Origin of the sequence: Halobacillus ihumii, from assembly GCF_902726645.1 — a bacterium.
In the GTDB taxonomy this organism is placed as follows: domain Bacteria; phylum Bacillota; class Bacilli; order Bacillales; family Halobacillaceae; genus Halobacillus_A; species Halobacillus_A ihumii.
Genome location: NZ_CACVAO010000001.1, coordinates 1,853,150 through 1,876,697 on the forward strand (window position 1 = coordinate 1,853,150; position 23,548 = coordinate 1,876,697).

The 23,548-nt window shown below is 42.1% G+C and carries 14 protein-coding genes; 6 read left to right on the top strand and 8 right to left on the bottom strand.

Going from position 1 to position 23,548, the window contains the following annotated elements; genetic code table 11:
- Window positions 1-36: 36 nt before the first annotated feature.
- Entirely contained in the window at window positions 37-1,689 is a 1,653-nt protein-coding gene (locus G6R08_RS09290; RefSeq protein ID WP_163527724.1) for an SLC13 family permease, read from the top strand.
- A 143-nt stretch (window positions 1,690-1,832) separates the two neighbouring features.
- Here the strand turns inward: G6R08_RS09290 and G6R08_RS09295 are convergent, their stop codons facing one another.
- Complete coding sequence (locus G6R08_RS09295) at window positions 1,833-3,395, bottom strand: BCCT family transporter (protein WP_163527725.1); 1,563 nt, start codon at window positions 3,393-3,395, stop codon at window positions 1,833-1,835.
- 320 nt (window positions 3,396-3,715) lie between these two features.
- On the bottom strand, window positions 3,716-4,570 hold the full coding sequence (locus G6R08_RS09300; protein ID WP_163527726.1) for a MurR/RpiR family transcriptional regulator: 855 nt from the start codon (window positions 4,568-4,570) through the stop codon (window positions 3,716-3,718).
- 136 nt (window positions 4,571-4,706) lie between these two features.
- Here G6R08_RS09300 and gnd point away from each other — a divergent pair, with 136 nt between their 5' ends.
- From gnd to G6R08_RS09320, 4 genes are all read left to right on the top strand, one after another.
- Entirely contained in the window at window positions 4,707-5,603 is an 897-nt protein-coding gene (gene gnd, locus G6R08_RS09305) for a phosphogluconate dehydrogenase (NAD(+)-dependent, decarboxylating) (protein ID WP_163527727.1), read from the top strand.
- Between the two features lie 180 nt (window positions 5,604-5,783).
- The gene (gene gntK, locus G6R08_RS09310) at window positions 5,784-7,325 is read left to right on the top strand and encodes a gluconokinase (RefSeq protein WP_163527728.1); all 1,542 of its coding nucleotides are present in this window, start codon (window positions 5,784-5,786) and stop codon (window positions 7,323-7,325) included.
- 150 nt (window positions 7,326-7,475) lie between these two features.
- Window positions 7,476-7,895 (top strand): hypothetical protein, encoded by a 420-nt coding sequence (locus tag G6R08_RS09315; RefSeq protein ID WP_163527729.1) that lies wholly within the window; start codon window positions 7,476-7,478, stop codon window positions 7,893-7,895.
- Window positions 7,896-7,911: 16 nt separating this feature from the next.
- Complete coding sequence (locus G6R08_RS09320) at window positions 7,912-10,332, top strand: molybdopterin-dependent oxidoreductase (RefSeq protein WP_163527730.1); 2,421 nt, start codon at window positions 7,912-7,914, stop codon at window positions 10,330-10,332.
- A gap of 68 nt (window positions 10,333-10,400) precedes the next feature.
- Here G6R08_RS09320 and G6R08_RS09325 read toward each other — a convergent pair whose 3' ends face one another.
- The 3 genes from G6R08_RS09325 to gltB all read right to left on the bottom strand — a co-directional run bounded on the left by G6R08_RS09325 (window position 10,401) and on the right by gltB (window position 18,709).
- On the bottom strand, window positions 10,401-12,449 hold the full coding sequence (locus G6R08_RS09325; RefSeq protein WP_163527731.1) for a catalase: 2,049 nt from the start codon (window positions 12,447-12,449) through the stop codon (window positions 10,401-10,403).
- Window positions 12,450-12,604: 155 nt separating this feature from the next.
- Window positions 12,605-14,092, bottom strand: a complete 1,488-nt coding sequence (locus G6R08_RS09330; protein ID WP_163527732.1) for a glutamate synthase subunit beta — start codon at window positions 14,090-14,092, stop codon at window positions 12,605-12,607.
- A gap of 24 nt (window positions 14,093-14,116) precedes the next feature.
- On the bottom strand, window positions 14,117-18,709 hold the full coding sequence (gene gltB / locus G6R08_RS09335; protein WP_163527733.1) for a glutamate synthase large subunit: 4,593 nt from the start codon (window positions 18,707-18,709) through the stop codon (window positions 14,117-14,119).
- A 349-nt stretch (window positions 18,710-19,058) separates the two neighbouring features.
- On the opposite strand from gltB, the gene G6R08_RS09340 reads away from it, so the two are divergent.
- The gene (locus G6R08_RS09340) at window positions 19,059-20,120 is read left to right on the top strand and encodes a DmpA family aminopeptidase (protein ID WP_163527734.1); all 1,062 of its coding nucleotides are present in this window, start codon (window positions 19,059-19,061) and stop codon (window positions 20,118-20,120) included.
- A gap of 45 nt (window positions 20,121-20,165) precedes the next feature.
- On the opposite strand, the gene purU is transcribed toward G6R08_RS09340, so the two are convergent.
- The 3 genes from purU to cudC form a co-directional block, all read right to left on the bottom strand.
- Window positions 20,166-21,065, bottom strand: coding sequence for a formyltetrahydrofolate deformylase (gene purU, locus G6R08_RS09345; protein WP_163527735.1), 900 nt, complete (start codon window positions 21,063-21,065; stop codon window positions 20,166-20,168).
- Between the two features lie 135 nt (window positions 21,066-21,200).
- Window positions 21,201-22,598, bottom strand: coding sequence for a sigma-54 interaction domain-containing protein (locus G6R08_RS09350; RefSeq protein ID WP_240339682.1), 1,398 nt, complete (start codon window positions 22,596-22,598; stop codon window positions 21,201-21,203).
- A gap of 277 nt (window positions 22,599-22,875) precedes the next feature.
- The gene (gene cudC, locus G6R08_RS09355; protein WP_163527736.1) at window positions 22,876-23,433 is read right to left on the bottom strand and encodes a choline uptake/conversion transcriptional regulator CudC; all 558 of its coding nucleotides are present in this window, start codon (window positions 23,431-23,433) and stop codon (window positions 22,876-22,878) included.
- Between the last annotated feature and the right edge of the window lie 115 nt (window positions 23,434-23,548).

Here is a 23,548-nt window from a genome sequence, read left to right on the forward strand (position 1 = left end):
TTTTAAAGTTCAAACACTTATAAAGGAGGACATCCCATGAAATATGCAATTTCTCATTGGTGGAATGATATGTGGAAACTTCACCAGCAAGCGAAAGATTTATTAAGTTTTTTTGCAAGCGGAAACACAAAAGCTACAAGAGCTTCTGGGGATAAAGAGAATTCTCAACGCGAAAATAATGGTGACGATGGTGAGCCGCCTGTAAACTACAAATCCAGTCAAAAAATTGGTCTATGGCTTGGTCCGCTATTATTTGTTCTTACACTAATCTTCTTCAATCCTGATTCTTTATCAAGTGAAGGACAAGCCATCCTGGCGTCAACTATATGGATTGCAACCTGGTGGATTAGCGAGGCTATTCCTATTCCTGTTACTTCGCTATTGCCTATCGTCTTGTTCCCGGTCACTGGTGGCTTGGACCTCGATACCACCACCTCATCCTATGGTTCTGATACTATATTTTTATTTATGGGTGGATTTATTATTGCTTTAGCGATGGAACGCTGGAACCTACATAAACGTATCGCACTCAGTATCATTGCTGCAATTGGAACAAATACGGAGCGTATCATCCTAGGTTTCATGGTTGCTACTGGTTTTTTATCCATGTGGATCTCCAATACAGCTACGGCCATGATGATGGTCCCAATTGGCCTCGCGATTATTTATCAAGTGGCTGACTCGTTAAAAAACGATTCAATAGACACCTCTAAGGAAAACTTTAATTTTGGTAAGGCTCTTATGCTAGGAATTGCCTATTCTGCATCCATTGGCGGGCTCGGTACTTTAATCGGTACCCCTCCGAACACAATTTTTGCAGGTATTATTGATGAACTTTATGGGATAGATATTTCCTTTGCACGCTGGATGTTATTTGGTGTCCCCATTGCCGTGGTATTATTGGCTATAGCTTGGGTCTACCTTGTTAAGGTAGCCTATCCAATGAAGTTAAAGGAAATTCCTGGAGGACGCAAAGTAATTTCACAAGAAAGAAGAGCGTTAGGAAAGATGAGTTATGAGGAGAAGGCTGTAATGACCGTATTCGTTATTACTGCATTAGCCTGGATTCTGCGCTCGTTTGTTCTTTCTTCTCTTATTCCTGGAATTGACGATGCAATTATTGCCATTGCTGCATCAATTGTCTTATTTATCATTCCAGCTCGAAATAAGAAAGCAAAGGCTTTAATGAACTGGGATACTGCCAAGGAACTGCCATGGGGAATCCTCTTATTGTTCGGTGGTGGGTTAGCTATTGCAGCTGGCTTTAGAGACTCTGGATTGGCACAATGGATTGGTGAGCAACTAACCATATTAGATGGTGTATCATTCTTCATTATTTTATTAGCGGTAATTACTTTGGTTATTTTCTTGACAGAGATCACCTCAAATACGGCAACAGCAACCATGATGTTCCCAATTATGGCATCGCTAGCTGCAGCGATTAATGTACACCCATACAGTCTGATGATTGCAGCCGGCGTAGCAGCATCATGTGCGTTTATGCTTCCTGTGGCTACACCCCCTAATGCGGTGGTATTCGGCTCAGGTTATCTCAGAATCCCTGATATGGCGAAAGCAGGATTCTGGCTAAACATTATCTCCATATTCATACTAGCCATAGCTGTATATTTCTTAATTCCACTAGTATGGGGAATTACCTTAACCGAATTCCCTAGTAATATGCGCTAACACAAATAACCTTGAGGAATACATTAGTTTTTATTACAAATTAAACCACCTCAGGTCATCCATAATATGGATGACCTGAGGTGGAACATTTTTACATCATTCCATCAACAACCCCTGATTCTGCTGAATCAGGGGTTGTTAACTTATGATTTAGTTCCTTTTCGTCTTTTTAAGGAAGCAACTTTAAATTTGTCTTTATTAAATTTCATCTTTGGGCGGCGTTCAGTGTGCTTCACTTCATTTTTCGCTACTTTATAAAAGGAAGCACCCATCAACAAAATGACAAATGAGAATGGAAGTGCTGCTATAATCAAGACATTTTGTAAACCAGCTGTTCCACCAAAATATACAACTACCCCAGCCATGGCTGACTGGGCAAGTCCCCAGATAATCTTTACATTACTTGGAGGATTCAAGGCACCTTTAGTACTCAGCATTCCAAGGACAAAGGTTGCTGAATCAGCTGAAGTAATAAAGAAAATGGCTACGACAAATACCGTAATCAACGACATAAGCTCCCCAAGCGGGTATTGTTCAAGCACCCCAAATGTAGCCGTTTCTAAAGAGAACTCAGAAATCATAGCAATCCCATTTTGTTCAAGGTGTAAGGCAGATACCCCAAATACTGTAAAGAAAATGAAACACACAAGCGCAGGCACGATAAGAACACCAAGCATAAATTCCTTTATCGTACGCCCTTTTGAAATCCGTGCAATAAAGATTCCTACAAAAGGAGCCCATGAAATCCACCATGCCCAGTAAAAGATTGTCCAGCTGTTAATCCATGTCCGATTCCCTTGATCCAATGGTTCAAGATGAAAACTCATTTCAAAAAAATTCGCTAAGTAACCGCCAATCGTACTTGTAAACATGTTTAACATATAGAGAGTCGGTCCAACAATAAACAACATGAGTAACAATACAAAAGCTAATCCCATGTTAATGTTACTAAGGTATTTAATCCCCTTCCCTATTCCTGACCAAGCTGAACCAATAAATAAAACCGTTGAAACAGCAAGAATCACGATTTGGAACCAGAAGGTATCTGGTGCGTTAAAGAGAAAAACCAGTCCTTCTTTAATTTGCGCAGAACCAAAGCCTAAAGTTGAGGCTACTCCCACAACGGTGGCCACAACAGCTAGTGTATCAATAAGCTTCCCCGGAATCCCGCTCATACTCTTTTCGCCGAAAATCGGTACAAGCGTAGCACTTACTAAACCAGGTGCTCCTCTATGAAATTTGAAATAAGCCAGCACGAGAGCCACTATTCCATAGACAGCCCAGGCATGGACACCCCAATGGAAAAATGAATATTGTAAAGCTTGCTTAATTGCAGCATCAGTTCCTAACTCTCCACTCGGAGAACTCTTAAAAGCATGTGATATCGGCTCCGCCGTAGTCCAAAAAACAAGCCCCATTCCCATCCCTGCACTAAATAACATGGCGAACCAGGTAGGCAGGCTAAATTCCGGCTTATCATTCTCTTTGCCAAGTTTTATTTTTCCGATTTTTGAAAAAATTAAATATACACAAAAAGCTAAAAAGATCATAATGATCAATAAATAATACCAGCCAAAGTAAGTAGAGAAAAAACCTGTAACCTCTGCTGTTACCTGCTTCAGGTGGTCAGGAGCTATGCTTCCCCATACCACTACTGCAAGACAGACAGCTAGTGCATTCCAAAATACAATGGTAACGTTCTTCAATCATTCCACTCCTTATAAATTTTTATATATGTATAAAAGACATCAGCAACTATAAATACCCCTAAAACAAAATGATAAAACCCCGCCTTTGCTAGGCGGGGTCGGCGGGCAAACGGATTAAAACAGTGAAATTATAAAGCCTATAACTACGATTAGCCCGATAATCATTAGAATAGTCCGTAACATAAGAACACCCTCTTTTCGTAGTAATCTTAGTTTACCTATTCCTTATTATGCCCATTATGAAACAATTACGCCGAAAATTCGTACCTTATTCCTGTTTTTCGTTGTTTTTCCCTACTAAACATTCTACCCTTTTTCTATAATCGTTTTAATGCCATAGCCTTACGCATATTCTGCAAAGCTTGATTCCCGCTCTGTTCCTTAGCCATCATCACATTTGTGTACAAGGCATCGATAATACTTAATTGGGCAATTCGCGAGGAGAAAGCTTCTGAACGAAAATCGGTCTCCTCAGCTACCGTATATAGGGGGATATCCGAGGCTTTCGTCAGTGGCGATTTCGCAAAGTTAGTAATACTAATCGTTTTCACTTGATTATCTTTCAACACTCGAAGTACGTCCAAAGTATCTTTCGTTGTACCAGAATGCGAAATCACGACAGCCACATCCTCTTTAGTCAGCTGTGAAGCAGCCATCAGCTGCATATGCGACTCTAATTGAGCATTCACTACAAGTCCGCTGCGAATAAATTTATGATAAGCATCTAATGCTACAACAGCAGACCCGCCGCATCCAAAAAAGTCAATTTTGCGTGCTTTTAAGATAACATTTACTGCTTCCGTGATCGTTGTGCCATCAACAATTTGCATCGTACTTTCCAAAGTTTTTATGTTTGACCTGAATACCTTTTCCGAAACGGTTGAAAAGCTATCTCCATCATCAATCTTGTCGTGAATGTCTTTCATAGGGGTAACAATTTCCGCAGCAAGCGCTATCTTTAATGCTTGATAACCCTTAAACCCAATTCGTTTACAAAAACGAAATACTGTTGATTCTGCTACGCCTAGCTCGTCCGAAACTTGGTTAATAGTATGGTGAATGATTGTTTCAGGGCTGTTCAGAATGTAATCGGCTATTTTCTTTTCTTTATCACTGAATTTTCCATAGCTGCTTCGTATTCTTGCTAATCCATGCTGTGTTTCATTCTCCATTGCTCGATCTCCTCGTTTCATGATACTGGTTTTATTATATAAGAAAAGAACTAACATTAATATATTGAATACGGAAAAATTTTTGATATAATTACAAACATACGGAAAATATTTTTTCCATCAAGGAGGAACATATATGAAAATCGGCATGGTAGGTCTAGGCAAAATGGGCCTGAACTTAACATTAAATTTACTGGATCATGAACATGAAGTAGTAGGGTACGATACAGATTTAACTGTTCAAGACAGTGTTTCACACGAAAAGTTCTCTTACCAGGACTCGCTAGCGAAACTTGTCAGCGAACTTCCAACTCCCCGTGTCGTCTGGATGATGGTTCCTGCAGGGAAGATCACTGATTCCGTTATTGATGAGCTGTCAAATCATTTAGAAACAGGAGATATGCTCATTGATGGCGGAAACTCCAATTACAAAGAAACATTAAAACACGCAGAAACTCTTGAAGAAAAAGGGATCTACTTATTTGACTGCGGTACAAGCGGCGGTACGGATGGAGCTAGAAATGGTGCATGCACGATGGTAGGCGGACACCCTGATAAATTTAAGCATATTGAACCTCTTTTCGAAGCCGTTTCCATTGAGAATGGCTATCTATATACAGGTAAAACGGGCAGCGGTCACTTTTTAAAAATGATTCACAACGGAATCGAATACGGAATGATGCAGTCCATTGCTGAAGGCTTTGATATTCTTAACAAAAGTGAGTTTGATTATGATTACGAGAAAGTTGCTAAAGTATGGAATCACGGTTCCGTTATTCGATCATGGTTAATGGAGCTTACAGAGCAGGCCTTTTCAAAAGATGCAAACCTGGATGAAATCAAAGGGGTCATGAATTCCTCAGGTGAAGGAAAATGGACGGTAGAAACAGCACTCGATCATCAAGTTGCCGCTCCTGTTATCGCTTTATCCTTAATGATGCGTTACCGCTCATTGGAAGATGATACGTTTACGGGCAAGGTTGTTGCCGCTCTGCGTAATGAATTTGGCGGTCATGCTGTTGTTAAGAAATAAGATAGGATTCGCAGCTGGGACATGACTAAACTTTTAAAGTAAAAAGACGAACTATGTGCTTTATTTTCGCAGCCGGGTTACATGCACAAATAATTTCTACTTAGTTCGGATTTTCATTTGGTAAAAATACTTTTATCCCAGCCTCTTTTTCCAGGAATGATAATCACGAGGAGGTCCACCATGAACGAACAGTATTATTTAGGCGTCGATATCGGCACTACGAGTACAAAGGCGGTTCTTTTTAATAAAAAAGGAGACATCAAAACCCAACATACGGTCAATTACCCTCTTCATACCCCGAACCCGCTAGTAGCCGAACAAGACCCTGCTGAAATCTTTGAAGCGGTACTCGACACTATTCGCGAAGCCATCAACAAAGGTGGAATTTCGCGAAGTCAGCTTCAATTTATTTCATTCAGTTCAGCTATGCACAGTTTGATTGCAGTGGATAAAGATGGGGCGTTATTAACGAACAGTATTACTTGGGCAGATACGAGAAGTGCAGCACACGCAAGAGACATTAAAGAAAATCGTAATGGCCACGAGATTTACTTGCGGACAGGCACCCCAGTTCACGCCATGTCTCCTTTATCAAAATTAGTCTGGCTAAAATCTGAGAAGCCAGATGTATTTGCTAAAGCAGCTAAATTTATTTCGATTAAGGAGTATGTGTTTTATCAGCTGTTTGAACAATATGTAATCGATCACTCGATCGCTTCAGCCACCGGCATGTTTAATTTAAAAGAGCTGGATTGGGATCAGGAGGCTTTATCATTAGCGGAGATCACTCCTGACCATCTCTCTTCTCTTGTACCGACTACCCATTCATTAACAGGTTTAAAGGAAGAATATCAGCAAATTCTTGGGCTTTCAGAACAAACTCCATTTATCATTGGCGCTAGTGACGGCGTGCTTTCAAATCTTGGTGTAAATGCTATTGATCCTGGGGTAATTGCAGTTACGATTGGAACAAGCGGTGCGATCCGTACAGTATCTCATGAGCCTCGAACCGATCCAAAAGGCCGAATCTTCTGTTATGCGCTAACCGAGGAGCACTGGATTATCGGCGGCCCCGTCAATAACGGTGGAATGGTACTGAGGTGGCTTCGTGATGAGTTTGCTGCAGCCGAAGTAGAAACCGCTGAACGCCTAGGTATCGACCCTTACGATGTATTAACACGAATCGCGTCCACGATTAAACCCGGTTCGGATGGACTGCTTTTTCATCCATTCCTTACAGGTGAGCGAGCTCCACTATGGAACTCAAGTGCACGAGGGTCATTTTTCGGCTTAAGCATTCACCATAAGAAACAGCACATGGTAAGGGCAGTGTTAGAAGGAATCATTTATAACTTGTATACGGTTCTGTTAGCCCTTGAAGAATTAACTGGGGAGCCTAAGCGTATCCAAGCTACCGGCGGATTTGCCAGGTCTGAGATATGGAGACAGCTGATGACAGATATTTTCGATAAACCTGTTGTCGTACCTGAAAGTTATGAAAGCTCCTGTCTGGGGGCGGTGGTTCTTGGCATGTATGCTACTGGGGAAATTGAAGACTTTAGTGTAGTGTCGGATATGATTGGCCAGACTCATACCCATCAGCCCGACAAGGAAACCACAGCTGTTTATCGAGAACTTCTCCCTATCTACATTCGCTTATCCAGATTATTTGAAGAAGAATACGAATCTATTTCAGAGTTTCAGCGCAAGCATATTAAATGAATCACTTACACTACCGCCCCTTCACATCAATTGTGAGGGGGTTTTTTCTTACTTATTCTAAGGTTTAAGCTTCTGGTCGAGGGAAGTGTCCTATTACCATCCGTTTTGTTAAAAAAAGGTGTCTAGCCAATAGCTTAGAAGGAGGTCTTTATGATAAAAGGATATCATCATCTTTCAAACGCCTATCGGACGACTAATTACCTACTTAACATACCGCTTGTCAACGACAATTCGCTTGAGCAGCGGTTTCGAATTACCCTTAAAAATAAGCAATTAAGCCTTTCTCAAGTGTTAGCTATGATTGATAAAGAAGATCTCACCAGGGAAAAATTCCACACACTATCCTTTGAAATTTACCATGCAGATGAAGTGGGAAATTTACTCTTCGGAGCCTGGAAACGTACTACTAAGTGGAACGGTCTGCAAGGTGAGGATACTGTGGAGGAAATGAGCAGATACACAAGCCAAATTAAAAGAGATCTCCAACTCGCCGTCCCCTTTCTGAAAGAAACTTTAGGAGAGGACATTAAATACGCAGTACCAGCTTTATATCGTTCTAAAAACAGGTAGAAGGAAGGAGTTCATTATGAAAGAATGGGGACCAATAAAAAATGATCAACATATTAAAGAGCAGCAAGACGTAGACAAATGGATCCATAGCACTTGCAATCTTTGTTCTATAGGGTGTGGTTGTGAGATTGCTGTTAAGGACAATAGGCTAATTGGTGTGAGGGGCATGAAAGACCACCAAATGAATCTCGGCCGACTCGATCCTAAAGCCAAAGACCAATGGATTGCGAATAATAGTCCAGACCGCTTACTTCATCCTTTAATTCGAAACCAAGAAGGCAAACTCAAGAAGGCAACTTGGGATGAGGCAATGAATAGGATTGTGGACAAAGCGAAAGAAGTGATTGATGAGAAAGGACCAAATGGTGCAGCTATATATAGTACAGGACAGGGATTTCTTGAAGACTATTACACCATTGCTAAAATTGGACGTGCCGGGATCGGCACACATTTATTAGATGCGAATACTAGATTATGTACGGCAACAACAGAATACTGCTTGATCCAATCTTTTGGTTCAGATGGTGTACCTGCTTCTTTTGAAGATTTAGACCATACAGATACAGTCATGTTCTTTGGCCACAACCCTGCTGAAACAGGCTCCGTCCTATTTGAGAGAGTAATGACCCGTAAAAAGGAAACTGGTAAACCTTATATCATAGTGGTAGATCCACGCGAAACATTAACAGCAAAATCTGCTGACTTACACTTATCCTTAAAAACAGGGTCGAATCTTGCTTTATTAAATGGGTTGATAGGAGAAATGATCCGCAGAAATTACGTGAATGACTCTTTTATTCGGAAACATACGGTTCACTTTGATGAAATGAAAAAGACAGCTGCAGAATGGTCCTTAGAACAAACCAAACAATATACTGGTATTACCCTTGAAAAGTTAGAAGAGGCTGTGGAACAACTTGGCCGCACTAACAGTCTTGTGAGTACAACGCTTCAAGGGGTCTATCAAGCTGCTGATGCTACGGCAACGTGTGTGGCCATTAATAATTTGCATCTAATGAGGAGTCTAATTGGAAAAGAAGGCTCTGGGCCATTACATATGGCCGGGCAGCCAAGCTCCTCAGGGAACCGGACCGTGGGAGGAGTCGGAACATACCCAGGTAACCGCAATCCGCTTAATCCCAAACACTTAAAAGAAATGGCTGAACTATGGAATGTTAAAGAAGATAAATTAGAAGTGGGACCTGAGAAAGGGATTATTAAACAAATTGAGATGATGGAAAACGATCAAATTGGATTCTTCTGGAATATCCACACAAACCCGTTGGTTTCTTTGCCTAACCGTCAGCGTGCAAGGGAGGCATTAGAGAATACCTTTGTGGTTGTACAGGACCCATTCTTAACAGAAACGACAGAAATAGCTGATGTGGTTCTTCCTCCTGCCATGTGGGGAGAAAAAGAAGGCACAATGGAAAATGCGGATCGAACTATAAATCTACTTAGGAAAGCTGTTGAGCCACCCAATGGAGTAAAGGCAGACTTTGATATTTTGCTTGATTTTGCAGAAAGAATGGGCTTTCAAAATAAAGACGGGGATCCTCTTATCCAGTTTGAAACCCCTGAGGAGGCCTTTGAAGAATGGAAAGTGATTTCTAAAGGAAGGCCAAGCGACATGACAGCTATGAGTTATCAAAGCCTCGAGGAAAATAAGGGGATGCAATGGCCTGCAAGTGAAGAAACTCCCGAAGGTACAACTAGACTGTATGAAGACTTTCAGTTCAATACCGAAGTGGACTATGCCCAAAGCTATGGAAAAGATATCATCACAGGAAGACCGCTTTCCAGAAGTGAGTATAAAGAAAAGAGTGAAGCAGGGAAAGCAATCTTTTATTCAACTCCCTACTTCCCGCCTTCTGAGCAGCCAAATGAGAGTTATCCATTTTGGTTTAATTCAGGCAGACTGGTCTGGCATTGGCATACAAGGACGAAAACAAGCCGTTCCCCTTCCTTGGAGCAAGCAGCCAAAGAAGCCTATGTAGATATCCATCAACATGATGCTGAACGAATGGGTATCCTTCCAGGAGAAGAAGTGGAAGTGGTCTCACCCCGAGGAACGATTAAGGTTCCAAGTAGATTATCAGATTCTGTGAAAAAAGGAACTGTATTCGTCCCGTTTCACTTCGGAAATTTTGAAAAGGAACCCTCAGCTAATGAATTAACGATTGACGTGGTGGATCCCATATCCCATCAACCTCTCTATAAAAATTCAGTATGCCGGATAGAGAAAAATAGGGGGTCGCATAAAGTAAAAATAGGGGAAACAATCACTAGCATTGCAGCGAACTATCATTTAACCGTACAACAACTAGAAAGAGCAAATCGTTTAACAGGCAACCCGATAAAAGAGGGAGCTACTCTGGAAATCCCCTTACGGATTCGGAAAGTTGAGGTTAAGGATTACCCGATTCCATTCGATTAATCAATGACACTAAGAAGCCTGATGACCACCTTTGAGGTAGTCATCAGGCTTCTTATTTTGATAAACATTTATACTAATTGACGGTCCCAAAAACGGTGTGAAGCAATTGCTTCGCTAAAGTCTTTAGCAAATTCACTTGGGTCATCTCCAAGTACAACCCCTTTGCTAGTTGCGAGATCCGCTTTTTTCAACCATTTTTTCCCGTCATGAGTAGCTCCAATCGGTTTAAAGTGTTTGAAAGCTTCATCAATAAAGTACATAGCATCTTGATGGAACTTTTCGCTAACCTTGCTGCCACCGACAGCATAGACAGCATCAAACAACACTGAATCAACGGTTAAAAAAGTATGATCCACTTCGAACTCTGCATTGTTTGAGCCCTTCACGGTACCCAGCTTTTCGCTGATAATTTCAGGAATCACTCCTTCAACCTTTAAGGCAGCTAATACGGAAGAAACTTCTGCCCCGTCAAAACCTTCAGCAACAAGGACAGCTGCTTTTCTCGTTGATGGTTTTTTCTTAGTATTTTCCTGACTTAAGGCAGGTGATGATTTTGTAACATCAGAACCTCCGCTTTGAGGCTGATCTACACCAATGTTATCTGCGACGGCTTTGGCCAAATCCAGACTGACGTTCGCGAACATATCCACATTTTGCTGCTGCACAGATTTGCTCCCTACCTTACCAAGTTCAAAACTAAAAGCAGAAATGATGTGTTCTTTTTCAGGTTCACTCATACTGTTCCAAAATAGTGTGGCCTGGGAGAAATGGTCCTTAAAGCTTTCGCTGCGCTTTCTCACCTTACGTCCTTCCACTTTCTCCTGATAATGGACATAGCCGCCCTCTTCCTCACTAGAAGTGGCAGGCGTATTGTCAGCGAGGGAGTTATTGTGATAACTCACTGGACCTTTGTTTATGGTCATACGACCGTAACCATCACGCTGGTTATTATGATAAGGGCACACAGGCCTGTTGATCGGCAGTTCATGGAAGTTCGGACCGCCTAGACGGATTAATTGTGTATCTGTATAGGAAAACAAACGCCCTTGCAGAAGCGGATCATTCGAAAAATCGATTCCCGGTACAACATTTCCTGGGTGAAAGGCAACTTGTTCCGTTTCAGCAAATACATTATCAACATTCCGATTCAGTGTCATTTTTCCAATGAGTTTAACTGGAACATCCTCTTCCGGCCATAGCTTCGTAGGGTCAAGGATGTCGAAATCGAAGTTGAATTCCTCCTCCTCTTTAATGATTTGAACCCCTAGCTCGTATTCAGGAAAATCTCCATCCTCGATAGACTGATATAAATCACCGCGATGAAAGTCCGGGTTCTTCCCGTTTATCTTCTGAGCTTCATCCCACACGAGTGAATGGGTTCCTAAAACGGGTTTCCAGTGGAATTTCACAAAGTGCGCCTCTCCTCGCTCATTTACAAGACGGAATGTATGGACACCGAACCCTTCCATCATACGAAAGCTTCTAGGAATTGCTCTGTCTGACATTGCCCACATGACCATATGCGCCGCTTCCTGGTTATTGGCAACAAAATCCCAGAACGTATCATGGGCTGTAGCAGCCTGCGGCATCTCATTATGAGGCTCCGGCTTTAGAGCATGGACTAAATCAGGAAATTTAATTGCATCTTGAATAAAGAAAACAGGGATATTATTACCGACTAAATCGTAGTTCCCTTCCTCCGTGTAAAACTTAGTAGCAAAGCCTCTGGCATCACGAGCCGTTTCTCCTGAACCCTTTGATCCGGCAACCGTTGAAAACCGTACAAATACAGGTGTCTTTATGGAAGGATCCTGCAGAAAACCAGCCTTCGTATATTCTTTCATAGATTCATAGACTTGGAATTCTCCATGTGCGGCAAAACCACGGGCATGGACAGCTCTTTCGGGAATTCGCTCATGGTCAAAGTGTGTCATCTTTTCGCGGAAATGGAAATCCTCCATCAGCGTAGGTCCGCGCTCTCCCGCTTTTAAAGAAAATTCATCTTCTGAGACTTTAACTCCTTGGTCTGTGGTCATTTTCTTCCCAGTATCATCAGACCTAAATTCTTCTAATTGCTTATTCTTTTTATTCTTTTTCTCATGAGATGCGTCACTCATCTATAACTCCTCCTTATGGATGAATATGGAATGGTTATTTTCTTTGGTATCATTACCCGTCACTCAGTAATTTAAACTCATTCCAATCTATCCATAAGATAGAAAAACACCTGCTCGCATCCTCAAGCAGGTGTTTAGCATGACACATAAAATTCTTATGGCAAAACCGTTTCGCCCATTAAATAGCGATCACATTCACGGGCAGCTTCTCTTCCCTCATTAATCGCCCAAACGATCAAGCTTTGTCCGCGGCGCATATCGCCAGCTGAGAAAATCCCTTCCTCATTAGTCGAGTAATCTCCGTATTCCGCCTTCACATTCGAGCGATTGTCTGTTTCAATTTCAAGTTTTTCAATAAGATCTTGTTCAGGGCCGCTGAAGCCTATTGCTAACAGTACAAGGTCAGCCTTCCATACTTTTTCTGTACCTGGAATCTCCCTTCGTTGACGATTACCGTCTTCATCAAAGACTAATTCCACATTAATTGTGTGGACTTCTTTAACGTAACCATCCTCATCCCCGACGAACTTCTTTGTCATCACTGAATAAGCCCTTGGGTCACGGCCAAATACAGCTCCTGCTTCCTTCTGGCCATACTCGACACGGTGGACAATTGGATATTGAGGCCATGGGTTTGTCAAGTCATCACGAGACTCCATTTTCTTATCGTAAATATCGAATTGAGTCAGACTCTTACAGTTATGACGGACAGAGGTTGAGATACAGTCAGTCCCTGTGTCTCCTCCTCCGATCACAATAACGTCTCTCCCTTCAGCTGAAATATAATTTTCATCCTCGTGGTTTGAATCTAGTAAGCTCTTTGTGTTGGCATGAAGGAAATCCATTGCATAATGGATACCTTTCAATCCTCTTCCTTCAGCTTCAATATTACGCGGGATCGTTGCCCCGCCACATAGAATAATAGAGTCAAACTCCTCACGCAGGCGTGAGACTGGATAATTTCGCCCCACCTCTGTATTTGTGACAAACTTAATTCCTTCCTGTTCTAACAAGGAAACTCGGCGTTCCACAACGGAATAAGGGAGCTTCATTTCCGGAATCCCGTACGTAAGCAATCCCCCAACACGGTCATTACGCTCAAAAACAGTCACCGTATGCCCCGCTTTATTCAACTGGGCGGCTGCAGCAAGCCCTGCTGGTCCTGAGCCCACTACAGCCACTTTTTTACCGGTACGGTTTTCCGGAGGCTCTGGTACTACCCAGCCCTCGTCAAACCCTTTCTCTATGATGGAGCGTTCCACTGTTCGAATAGCTACCGGTGGTTCATTAATCCCCAGTACACAAGCTCCTTCACATGGAGCCGGACAAGCGAATCCAGTAAATTCCGGGAAATTATTCATTTCGTGTTCTTTTTCCAGGGCTTCCTTCCATTGGCCCCTATAAACAAGGTCGTTCCATTCTGGAATTAAATGATAGACGGGACATCCTGTCGTTGACCCGTTGATCTCCATTCCTGTATGACACGTTGGGACACCGCAATCCATGCAGCGTGCTCCCTGTCTCTGAACCTCTTCATCTGACATTGGTATCGTATAGTCCTGCCAATCTTTCGTACGCGTTACCGGGTCTCGCTCGTCTTGAGTCTGACGTTGGTATTCCATAAATCCAGTCGGCTTTCCCATCGTATCCCCTCCTTATCGATCTGATTAAGCTTCTACAGGTTTTTTCTCTTGTTTACTTTCTTCAAAAGCCTGCATTTCTGCATCAAAATTATTTAATCCCTGGTCTTTCAATGTTTTGATTCTATTTTGCACTTCAAGGTAAGCTTTCGGAATAACACGTTTAAACCTTGGTACCATTTCCTCCCAATCTTCAAGGATTCGCTGCCCTTTTGGACTGTGAGTGTAATTCACATGTTTTCGCACTAGTTCTTGCAATTCATCAATTTCCTGTTGGTCAGTAAGCTGTTGTACATGTACGAGTTCCTGGTTACATTTATTCTCAAATGACACCTTTGAATCATCCAGTACATAAGCGACCCCGCCAGACATACCAGCTGCAAAGTTACGGCCTGTACCGCCGAGTACAACTACTTTGCCACCCGTCATATACTCACATCCATGGTCTCCTACGCCTTCTACAACAACCTCAGCCCCGCTGTTTCTGACACAGAAGCGCTCACCAGCCAATCCATTAATGTACGCTTCACCAGCTGAAGCTCCATAAAGTGAAACATTACCGATAATTGTATTCTCTTCAGGTATAAAGGTTGATTTTCTTGATGGATTGACGATAATTTTCCCTCCGGATAAACCTTTTCCAACGTAATCATTGGCATCCCCGACAAGTCTAAGGGTCATTCCTCGAGGAATAAATGCACCAAAGCTTTGCCCGGCAGAGCCTTTAAAAGTCAGTTGGATCGTATCCTCTGCTAAACCAGCTGCACCATAACGTCGAGTAATTTCACTGCCCAGCGTAGTTCCTGTTACACGGTGAATGTTCCTAATCGAACCTGTACCGCGAACCGGCTCCTGATGATCAAGTGCTTTTTTGCATAATGGAATGAGTTCTTCATGGTCCAGTGTTTTATCTAACCCATGATCCTGTTTATTCATGGCATAATGCCCTACGCTTGGATCGACCTCCGGCTGATAAAGCAAGGCCGATAAATCTACACCTTTGGCTTTCCAATGATCAACCGCTTCATTGGTTCGAAGGACATCAGTTCGCCCGATCATTTCATTAACCGTTCTAAAACCAAGCTCAGCCATTAGTTCTCTGGCTTCCTGAGCAATAAACCGCATAAAGTTGGCCACATGTTCAGGATCACCGCCGAATTTCTTTCTTAGCTCAGGGTTTTGCGTGGCCACACCTACAGGACACGTGTCGAGGTGGCATACGCGCATCATCACACAGCCTAAAACGACTAGTGGCGCTGTAGAAAATCCATACTCCTCCGCTCCGAGTAAAGTGGCTACTATAATATCTCTTCCTGTCATCATTTTTCCATCTGTTTCAACAACGATCCGATCACGCAAGCGGTTAAGCATCAACGTTTGATGGGTCTCAGCTAAGCCGATTTCCCATGGCAGTCCTGTATGCTTGATACTTGTTCTAGGTGCAGCACCAGTTCCACCATCATAACCACTGATTAAGACAAGATCTGCGCGTCCTTTGGCGACACCAGCGGCGATAGTCCCCACACCAACAGCGGAAACAAGCTTCACACTGACACGTGCCCTCGGGTTCGCGTTTTTTAAGTTGTGAATCAGTTCAGCTAAATCCTCAATTGAATAAATATCGTGATGAGGCGGCGGTGAAATCAGTTCAACACCGGGAGTTGATCCACGTACTTCTGCAATCCATGGGTAAACCTTCTTGCCAGGAAGGTGCCCACCTTCGCCAGGTTTCGCCCCTTGAGCAATCTTAATTTGAATTTCGTCAGCATTTACAAGGTAATCGCTCGTCACCCCGAAGCGGCCTGAAGCGACCTGTTTAATAGAGCTTCGGCGTGAATCACCATTTTCATCCGGGGTAAAGCGATCAGGATCCTCTCCACCTTCACCGGTATTACTGCGACCCCCTACACGGTTCATCGCAACGGCCAGTGCTTCATGGGCTTCCTGACTAATCGATCCGTAGGACATAGCCCCCGTTTTAAATCTTCTCGTAATATCCTCCACAGATTCTACCTCTTCAATCGGGATAGATCCACGCTGCTTAAACGAGATCAATCCTCTCAACGACTGTAAATTATTCGTTTCATCAGTTAGAAGCTTTGAATACTTTTTGAAGAGCTGGTAGTCATTCGTACGGCATGCATGCTGCAGGGTATGAATGGTTTTTGGATTATATTGATGATCTTCACCATTTCCCCGATACTGGAACTCATCACCTGCATCAAGCTTCCGCCCGCTAGTTCTATGGTCGCCGAAACCGCGGTCGTGCCGTATACGCACCTCTTTTTCAATAATATTCAGACCAATTCCGCCTAAACGTGAAGCTGTTCGCGTGAAATACTTATCGATCACTTCAGGATGCACCCCTACAGCTTCAAAAATTTGTGCTCCACGGTAACTTTGGATTGTTGAGATACCCATTTTAGAAAGAACTTTGATAACCCCGTCTGAAACAGAATGAATGTAACGGTCAACGGCTTCCTCCAGAGAAGGGACGTTTATATCTCCCTTGTCAATAAGGGCACCAAGTGATTCGTAGGCTAAATACGGATTAATTCCTTCTGCGCCATAACCAAGGAGTGTTGCGAAGTGATGAACTTCTCGCGGCTCGCCGGATTCAACTAGCAAGCTGACCTTTGTTCTAGTGCCTTGGCGAATTAAGTGGTGATGCAATCCTGAAACAGCTAGTAATGCAGGAATTGCCGCATGATTTTCGTCGATGCCACGGTCTGACAATATCAACAGTGTCTTGCCATTCCCTATAGCTTGATCAGCCTGTGTAAATAGAGACTCAAGAGTCTGTTCCATTTGATCAGATTCACCTGTTGTATCAAATAAAATCGAAAGGGTTTCGGCCTCAAAGCCTTCAATCTTCTGCTGACGAAGCTTTTCCAATTCCACATTTGTTAATATAGGCGTTTGCAGCCTGATTTTTCGACAACTGTCCGGCTGTGGGTCTACGAGATTCCCTTCCGCTCCAATTGTCGTTTCAACCATTGTGATGATTTTTTCACGGATGGCATCTATCGGTGGATTCGTTACCTGAGCAAAAAGCTGTTTAAAGTAGCTATATAAAAGTTGAGGTTTTTTCGATAGCACGGCGAGCGGAGAATCGTAGCCCATTGAACCAACTGGGTCTTTCCCATCTGAAACGAGTGGAATCAATATTTTATTTAATTCCTCAGTTGTATATCCAAAAGCCAATTGATGATCAATCAAATTCTCAACCTGTGAAGTCGGCTGATGGGAAGGTTCTGGCAAATCTGCTAAATCCCATTTATACTCATCCAGCCATTCTCGATATGGTTGTTCACCGGCAATTTGCATTTTAATGTCTTCATCCGGAATAATTTTGCCTTTTTCTAAATCAACTAGCAGCATTTTTCCTGGATGTAACCGATCTTTATATTCAATATCATCAGCAAAAATGTCTAAGGCTCCTACTTCAGAACCAAGTACAATCATGCCGCCTTTTGTGACGTAGTATCGTGCTGGTCTCAATCCATTACGATCTAAACAGGCACCAATTTGTTTTCCATCTGTATAAGCCAGTGCTGCCGGCCCATCCCACGGTTCCATGAGACAGCTATGGTACTCATAGAAGTCTTTCTTCTGTTCATTGATAGACTCATCGTTTGACCACGGTTCTGGTACCATCATCATAGCTGTATGAGCTAGGGATCGCCCTGACAAGTAAAGAAATTCAAATGCATTGTCAAACATCGAGGAATCACTGCCATCATCATCAATAATCGGCAGCAGTTTATCGAGATCCTCTTTACTGAAATGTTCCGACTCACAAAGTTGCTGGCGAGCCCTCATCCAGTTCACATTCCCTCTAAGAGTATTAAACTCACCGTTATGAATGGTGTAACGGTTAGGGTGGGAACGTTTCCAGCTCGGGAACGTATTTGTACTAAAGCGTGAATGCACTAAAGCAAGAGCAGTCTTAAAATCAGGATGATTTAAATCAATATAAAATGAATCCATTTGTTCGGGTACGAGCATCCCTTTATAGACAATGGTGCTTGTTGATAGGCTCGACAAATAAAAGTCATCGTAACCATCCATCTTGGCAATAGTCGTTTCAGCACGTTTACGAATAATATATAACCTGCGTTCGAAGTCCATTCGATTTTTTACACTTTTATTAGGAGCAATGAAGGCTTGCCGAATAAATGGTTTAGTCTTTTTAGCATCTTTGCCGACAAAGGAATCGTTAACTGGTACTGTGCGCCAGCCAAGGAAGGTCTGCCCCTCATCTTCGACAATCTGCTCAAACATTTCCTTACACTTCATACGTTTATCATGATTATAAGGAAGGAATAACATCCCTACACCGTATTCGCCTTCAGCCGGAAGTTCAATATCTTCTTTTTCACACTGTTTCTCGAAAAAATAATGAGGGATTTGCGTTAATATTCCCGCTCCATCCCCTGTACTTATGTCGGCAGCCTGGCCGCCACGGTGTTCCAAGTTACAAAGAATCGTTACGGCATTTTCAACAATGCTATGTGATTTTGTCCCATCTATATTTGCAATCATACCTATACCGCAGGCCTCATGTTCAAAGTCTGGATGATATAATCCTTGTGCTATAGGATAGCCATTCTTCTGCATTCCAGGTCCCCCTCATCTACGTTTTCATTGTAGTGTTAAAATTCTGTCTTTTGCAGTTTTTTACTAGTATAGCATGAAAATAATCCTTCTTCACGCGTCAAAGACGGATTTTCCTGAGTCTTAACCATAATTTTCGGAAAATACAAACTATTTTAAATTCCATTAAACTACTGAATTCATTGACTTCAAATAAATTGCTCAAAAAATGTAAGCGTATCCATTCTTGTTCAAAAAAAATTTAAATTTTTCTTTAACTATTAGGAATTTACCCTGAATTTAATTTAAAAAAAGGACTATTGGTAAAGAAGTTGAATGAGTCAAATAGGAAGTTGAAAGAAGGTGATCTGGAATGCATGGTCAAAATAGAATTCGGGATTATGGTGTTACGGTCGGAAAATTACCTATAGGATACTATAATTCAATTACTGATGTAGACGGAGTCACAGTTGGCCACGTCACTTTAAGCCAGGGAGAAATGCAAACCGGCGTAACTGCTATCCTCCCCCACCAAGGAAACTTATTTAAAGAAAAGCTAATTGCCTCATGTCATATTTTGAATGGGTTTGGCAAAACAATGGGAACAATTCAAATGAAGGAACTAGGAACTCTTGAAACACCAATCCTATTAACCAACACGTTAAACACCGGTACTGCCTTCTTAGCCCTGACAAAGTATATGATGGCGGACAACCCTGAAATTGGACGAACAACAGGAACACTTAACCCGGTGGTAGGGGAATGTAATGATATGTATCTCAATGATATCCGCGCCCAGTTTGTAGAAGAGCACCATGTTCTCTCAGCGTTGACTCAAACCTCTGCTGAATTTCATGAAGGAGCTGTCGGTGCTGGAACAGGAATGGTCAGTTATTCGTTGAAAGGTGGAGTTGGAACAGCTTCCAGGGAAATGAATCTAGAACATGGCAGCTACACACTCGGAGTGTTAGTGCTCGCAAATTTTGGAATGCTGAGCGATTTAAAGATTAATGGACGAGCAGTTGGACAGGAGTTAAAAAAGGCAATTGTTCCACCCTCTGAGGAAGAAGATAAAGGGTCAATTATGGTAATCATCGCTACAGATCTACCCGTATCCGAAAGGCAGTTAAATCGAATTATCAAACGATCTGTAACAGGTTTATCCCGGACTGGATCAACCATTTCGAATGGAAGCGGTGATATCATTATAGGGTTTTCTACGGCCGCAAAAATCCCCCATGAACGGCCGTCTCAATGCCTCACTACATCGATGATTCATGAACAAGACATCGACACAGCGTTCAGGGCTGCGGGAGAAGCAACGGAAGAAGCTATACTGAATGCTTTGATTACAGCCACCCATAAAACTGGACGAGATGGGAATGAAAGACCGATTTTATCAGACTTACTTACAAAGTATAATATTACGTTCTAAACATAAAGAGAGCGCCCCAATATAGGACGCTCTCCTCATAATTTCTTACAGCACAATTGTCTTGTTTTCGTAAACGATGAGACGATCTTCCAACGCCCATTTCACACCGCGGGCCAACACACTGCGCTCAACGGAACGCCCTTTCTTTTTCAGGTCCTCTACATTATCACGATGGTTAACACGTATAATATCCTGTTCAATAATCGGACCTTCGTCCAAATCATTCGTCACGTAATGGGCTGTAGCTCCAATCAGTTTTACACCCCGTTCAAAAGCACGTTTATGTGGGTTAGCTCCAATAAAGGCCGGCAAGAAGGAATGGTGGATATTAATAATTTGTGCCTTATGTGCTGCTACAAACTCTGGCGTTAGAATTTGCATATAACGGGCAAGCACAATCAATTCAACATCATAGTCCCTCAACAACTGGAGCTGCTTTTCCTCGACCTCTTTGCGAATATCCTTGTTGGCAGGGATGTAATAGAAGGGAATATTGAAGGATTCTACAATCTCACGGCATTCCTCATGATTACTAATCACAACGACAATATCCGTCATCAGATCCCCGCTTTGCCATTCCAGCAAAAGTTCACGTAAGCAATGAAGTTCTTTGGATACAAAAATAGCGGTTTTTTTGACATCATGGAGGAAATGAATTTCCCAATCCATTGAAAATTTGTCAGCAATATCCTCGAATTGTTCTTTTAGTACTTGTCCTTTTTCTTGCAAATCTGGACATTCAAATTCCATCCGAATGAAAAATGTTCCGCCTTCATGGTCCGTTGTAAATTGATTAGATTCGATGATGTTAGCACCATTTTTCTTTAAAAATAGTGACATGGCCGATACAATCCCGGGTTGGTCAGGACATTTAATGAGCAGTCTACCCTTATTTTGGTTTTTTTCTAGAAAATCATCAATGTGCTCTTGAATATATGATTTCATATTATAATCACCCTTCTTATATTTACTGTACTAAGTATAATCGTTTAACGGCAACATGACATCACCTAATATTGGTAATCTCAATGGGAGAAGCTTTATAAACAGAGTGTCAGGGCTGTTCAAATGGATCGATATTTAGATTTGGAATTTTTTTAGTTTTTCATAAAAGCTCGATTTACCTAAACCTAATCGACGAGCAGCTTCCAGCTTATTCCCGCTAGTTTGCTCTAGCGTATTTTCAATTGCCTTTCGTTCGGTATTTTCTAATATTTCCTTCAACGTTACACCTCCGACTGCAGATAGAGGAGGAGATTGCAGATATCCTGGTAAATCATTCATCGTAATAGTAGAGGAATGACACAAATGTACAGCAGCCTCGACTACATTCTCAAGTTCCCGCACATTTCCCTGCCATTTGTACTGCTGAAATCGCTCCAGAACTTCTGAGGTGAATGCCGTCACTCTTTTCCCAGTCCGATTCGTAACTTTCCGGAGAAAGAAATCGGCCAGCATCAAGATATCCTCAGGTCTTTCTCTTAAAGGAGGGATATCGATTTGAATCACATTAATCCGATAAAATAAATCCTCTCGGAACCGCTTTTCCTCCACTAGCTTCTCAAGGGATTTATTAGTAGCCGCTACAATTCTTATATCTATTTTTTGAGGATGAACTGCACCCACTGCTTCGACCTCTTTCTCCTGCAAAACTCTCAACAGCTTCACTTGGACATTAAGAGGCATATCTCCTATTTCATCGAGAAAAAGTGTCCCTCCATCTGCAAGCTGAAACTTTCCTAACTTCCCGCCTTTTTTCGCTCCAGTAAAAGCTCCCTCTTTGTACCCGAATAATTCTGACTCTATTAAATTCTCCGGAATTGCGGCACAATTCACCTTAACAAACGGCTTCGTGTGGCGTTCGCTCAGCAGATGAATGCTATGAGCAAACAATTCTTTTCCTGTACCACTTTCCCCATTTAATAGGACGGACACATCACCAGGCGCAATTTGTTTAATCGTTTCCTTTAGCTGTATCATTTTAGGGGAATTAGCTTCAATGTCATGAAGCGAGTACACTGTACCATGATGGCCCCTCATTTGTTCACGATAGAACTCCAGCTCTAACAATAAGTCTTTGATGTGACTATTTAACATCATCCACTCTTTTGTATCCCGGAACAATACAGTTCCTACTGCTCCAACTACTTCCTTCCCTGACATCACAGGAATCCGGTTGGCAATCATGTGATTACCACGAATGAACTGGAGGTCTGCAATTTCTTCCTTTCCAGTACTTGCGACAATGTGCATGCGAGTGTTTTCGATCACATCTGTTACATGTTTGCCAATCACTTCAGATTCACTGACCTCCAGAAATCTGCAGTACGTTTTGTTCATATATGTCACGACACCCTTGCGATCCACTACTACAAAACAATGATAGGCATTCTCCAGAATAGTTTCAAAAAGCTCGTCTTTATATTCACCTTTTACACTTAACACACCTGGCAACCTCCACATAATAAAATAGTTCATTTCCTGTGTTTCCTATAACGGTAAGCGCTCTCAGTAATGGAGAATAAAAAAACTTTAACCCACCTATACCTTCCCTACTTATAATATTGTCTGACTTTTCCCCCTTTTTCAAGTAAAGAAGGCAAGATCATTATTTCCCACAAAAACCCACCTCAGGTCATCCAAAATTTGGATGACCTGAGGTGGGTTTTTGTGGGGTTGTTTGAATATTATGTATTTTATACAATGCGGGCCTCTCCCCTAATAAACATTGTTATTCTGGAGAGGCGTTATTCTTTTATTCGTCGTCTTTATCAATGGGAATCATTTCGAACAATTCCCCGCTCTCAATGGAATCAACCAGCTTTTGAAGCCAATGATAGTAAGGCTTGGAATCTTCCAACTTCATATAGGTGTGTTCTGCTTCCTGCCTTAAGCCTTCGTCCAAATCTTTATCCTCGAGAAGATGGCCGAGTTTTTGTTGTGCTTGCTTAATAGCATCCAAATTAACTTTAGCTTCTCTCAACAACTTATTTGTAAAAAAGTTCGAGAAGAATTGAAAGAAATCCTTTTCTGCCACAAAAGTCTGCCTGCGTGTTCCTTTACGAAATGTTTGTTTGACAATGTTGTACTCCTGCAGCTTTTTCACGCCTGTACTCATGCTGGGTTTACTCATGCCAAGTTTCTCACGCATCTCATCTAATGTCATATCCTCTTCAAAATACATCGTTCCGTATAAATTACCGGCACTTCGTGTCACACCATATAAATCCATGGTCTCCGCAAGCGAGTCGATCACATAAGCCTTCGCCTCTTCAATAGAAGTACGAGCTTGATCATTATTTACGTTCGACATTTACAACCTCCTCAAACGACAATAATTAATTATATTAAATTTTTTCTTTACAAACTTATCTTAACGAATAATCTCAGGTTGTCAAATCGTAGAAGGTTATGAATGGTTTTATACA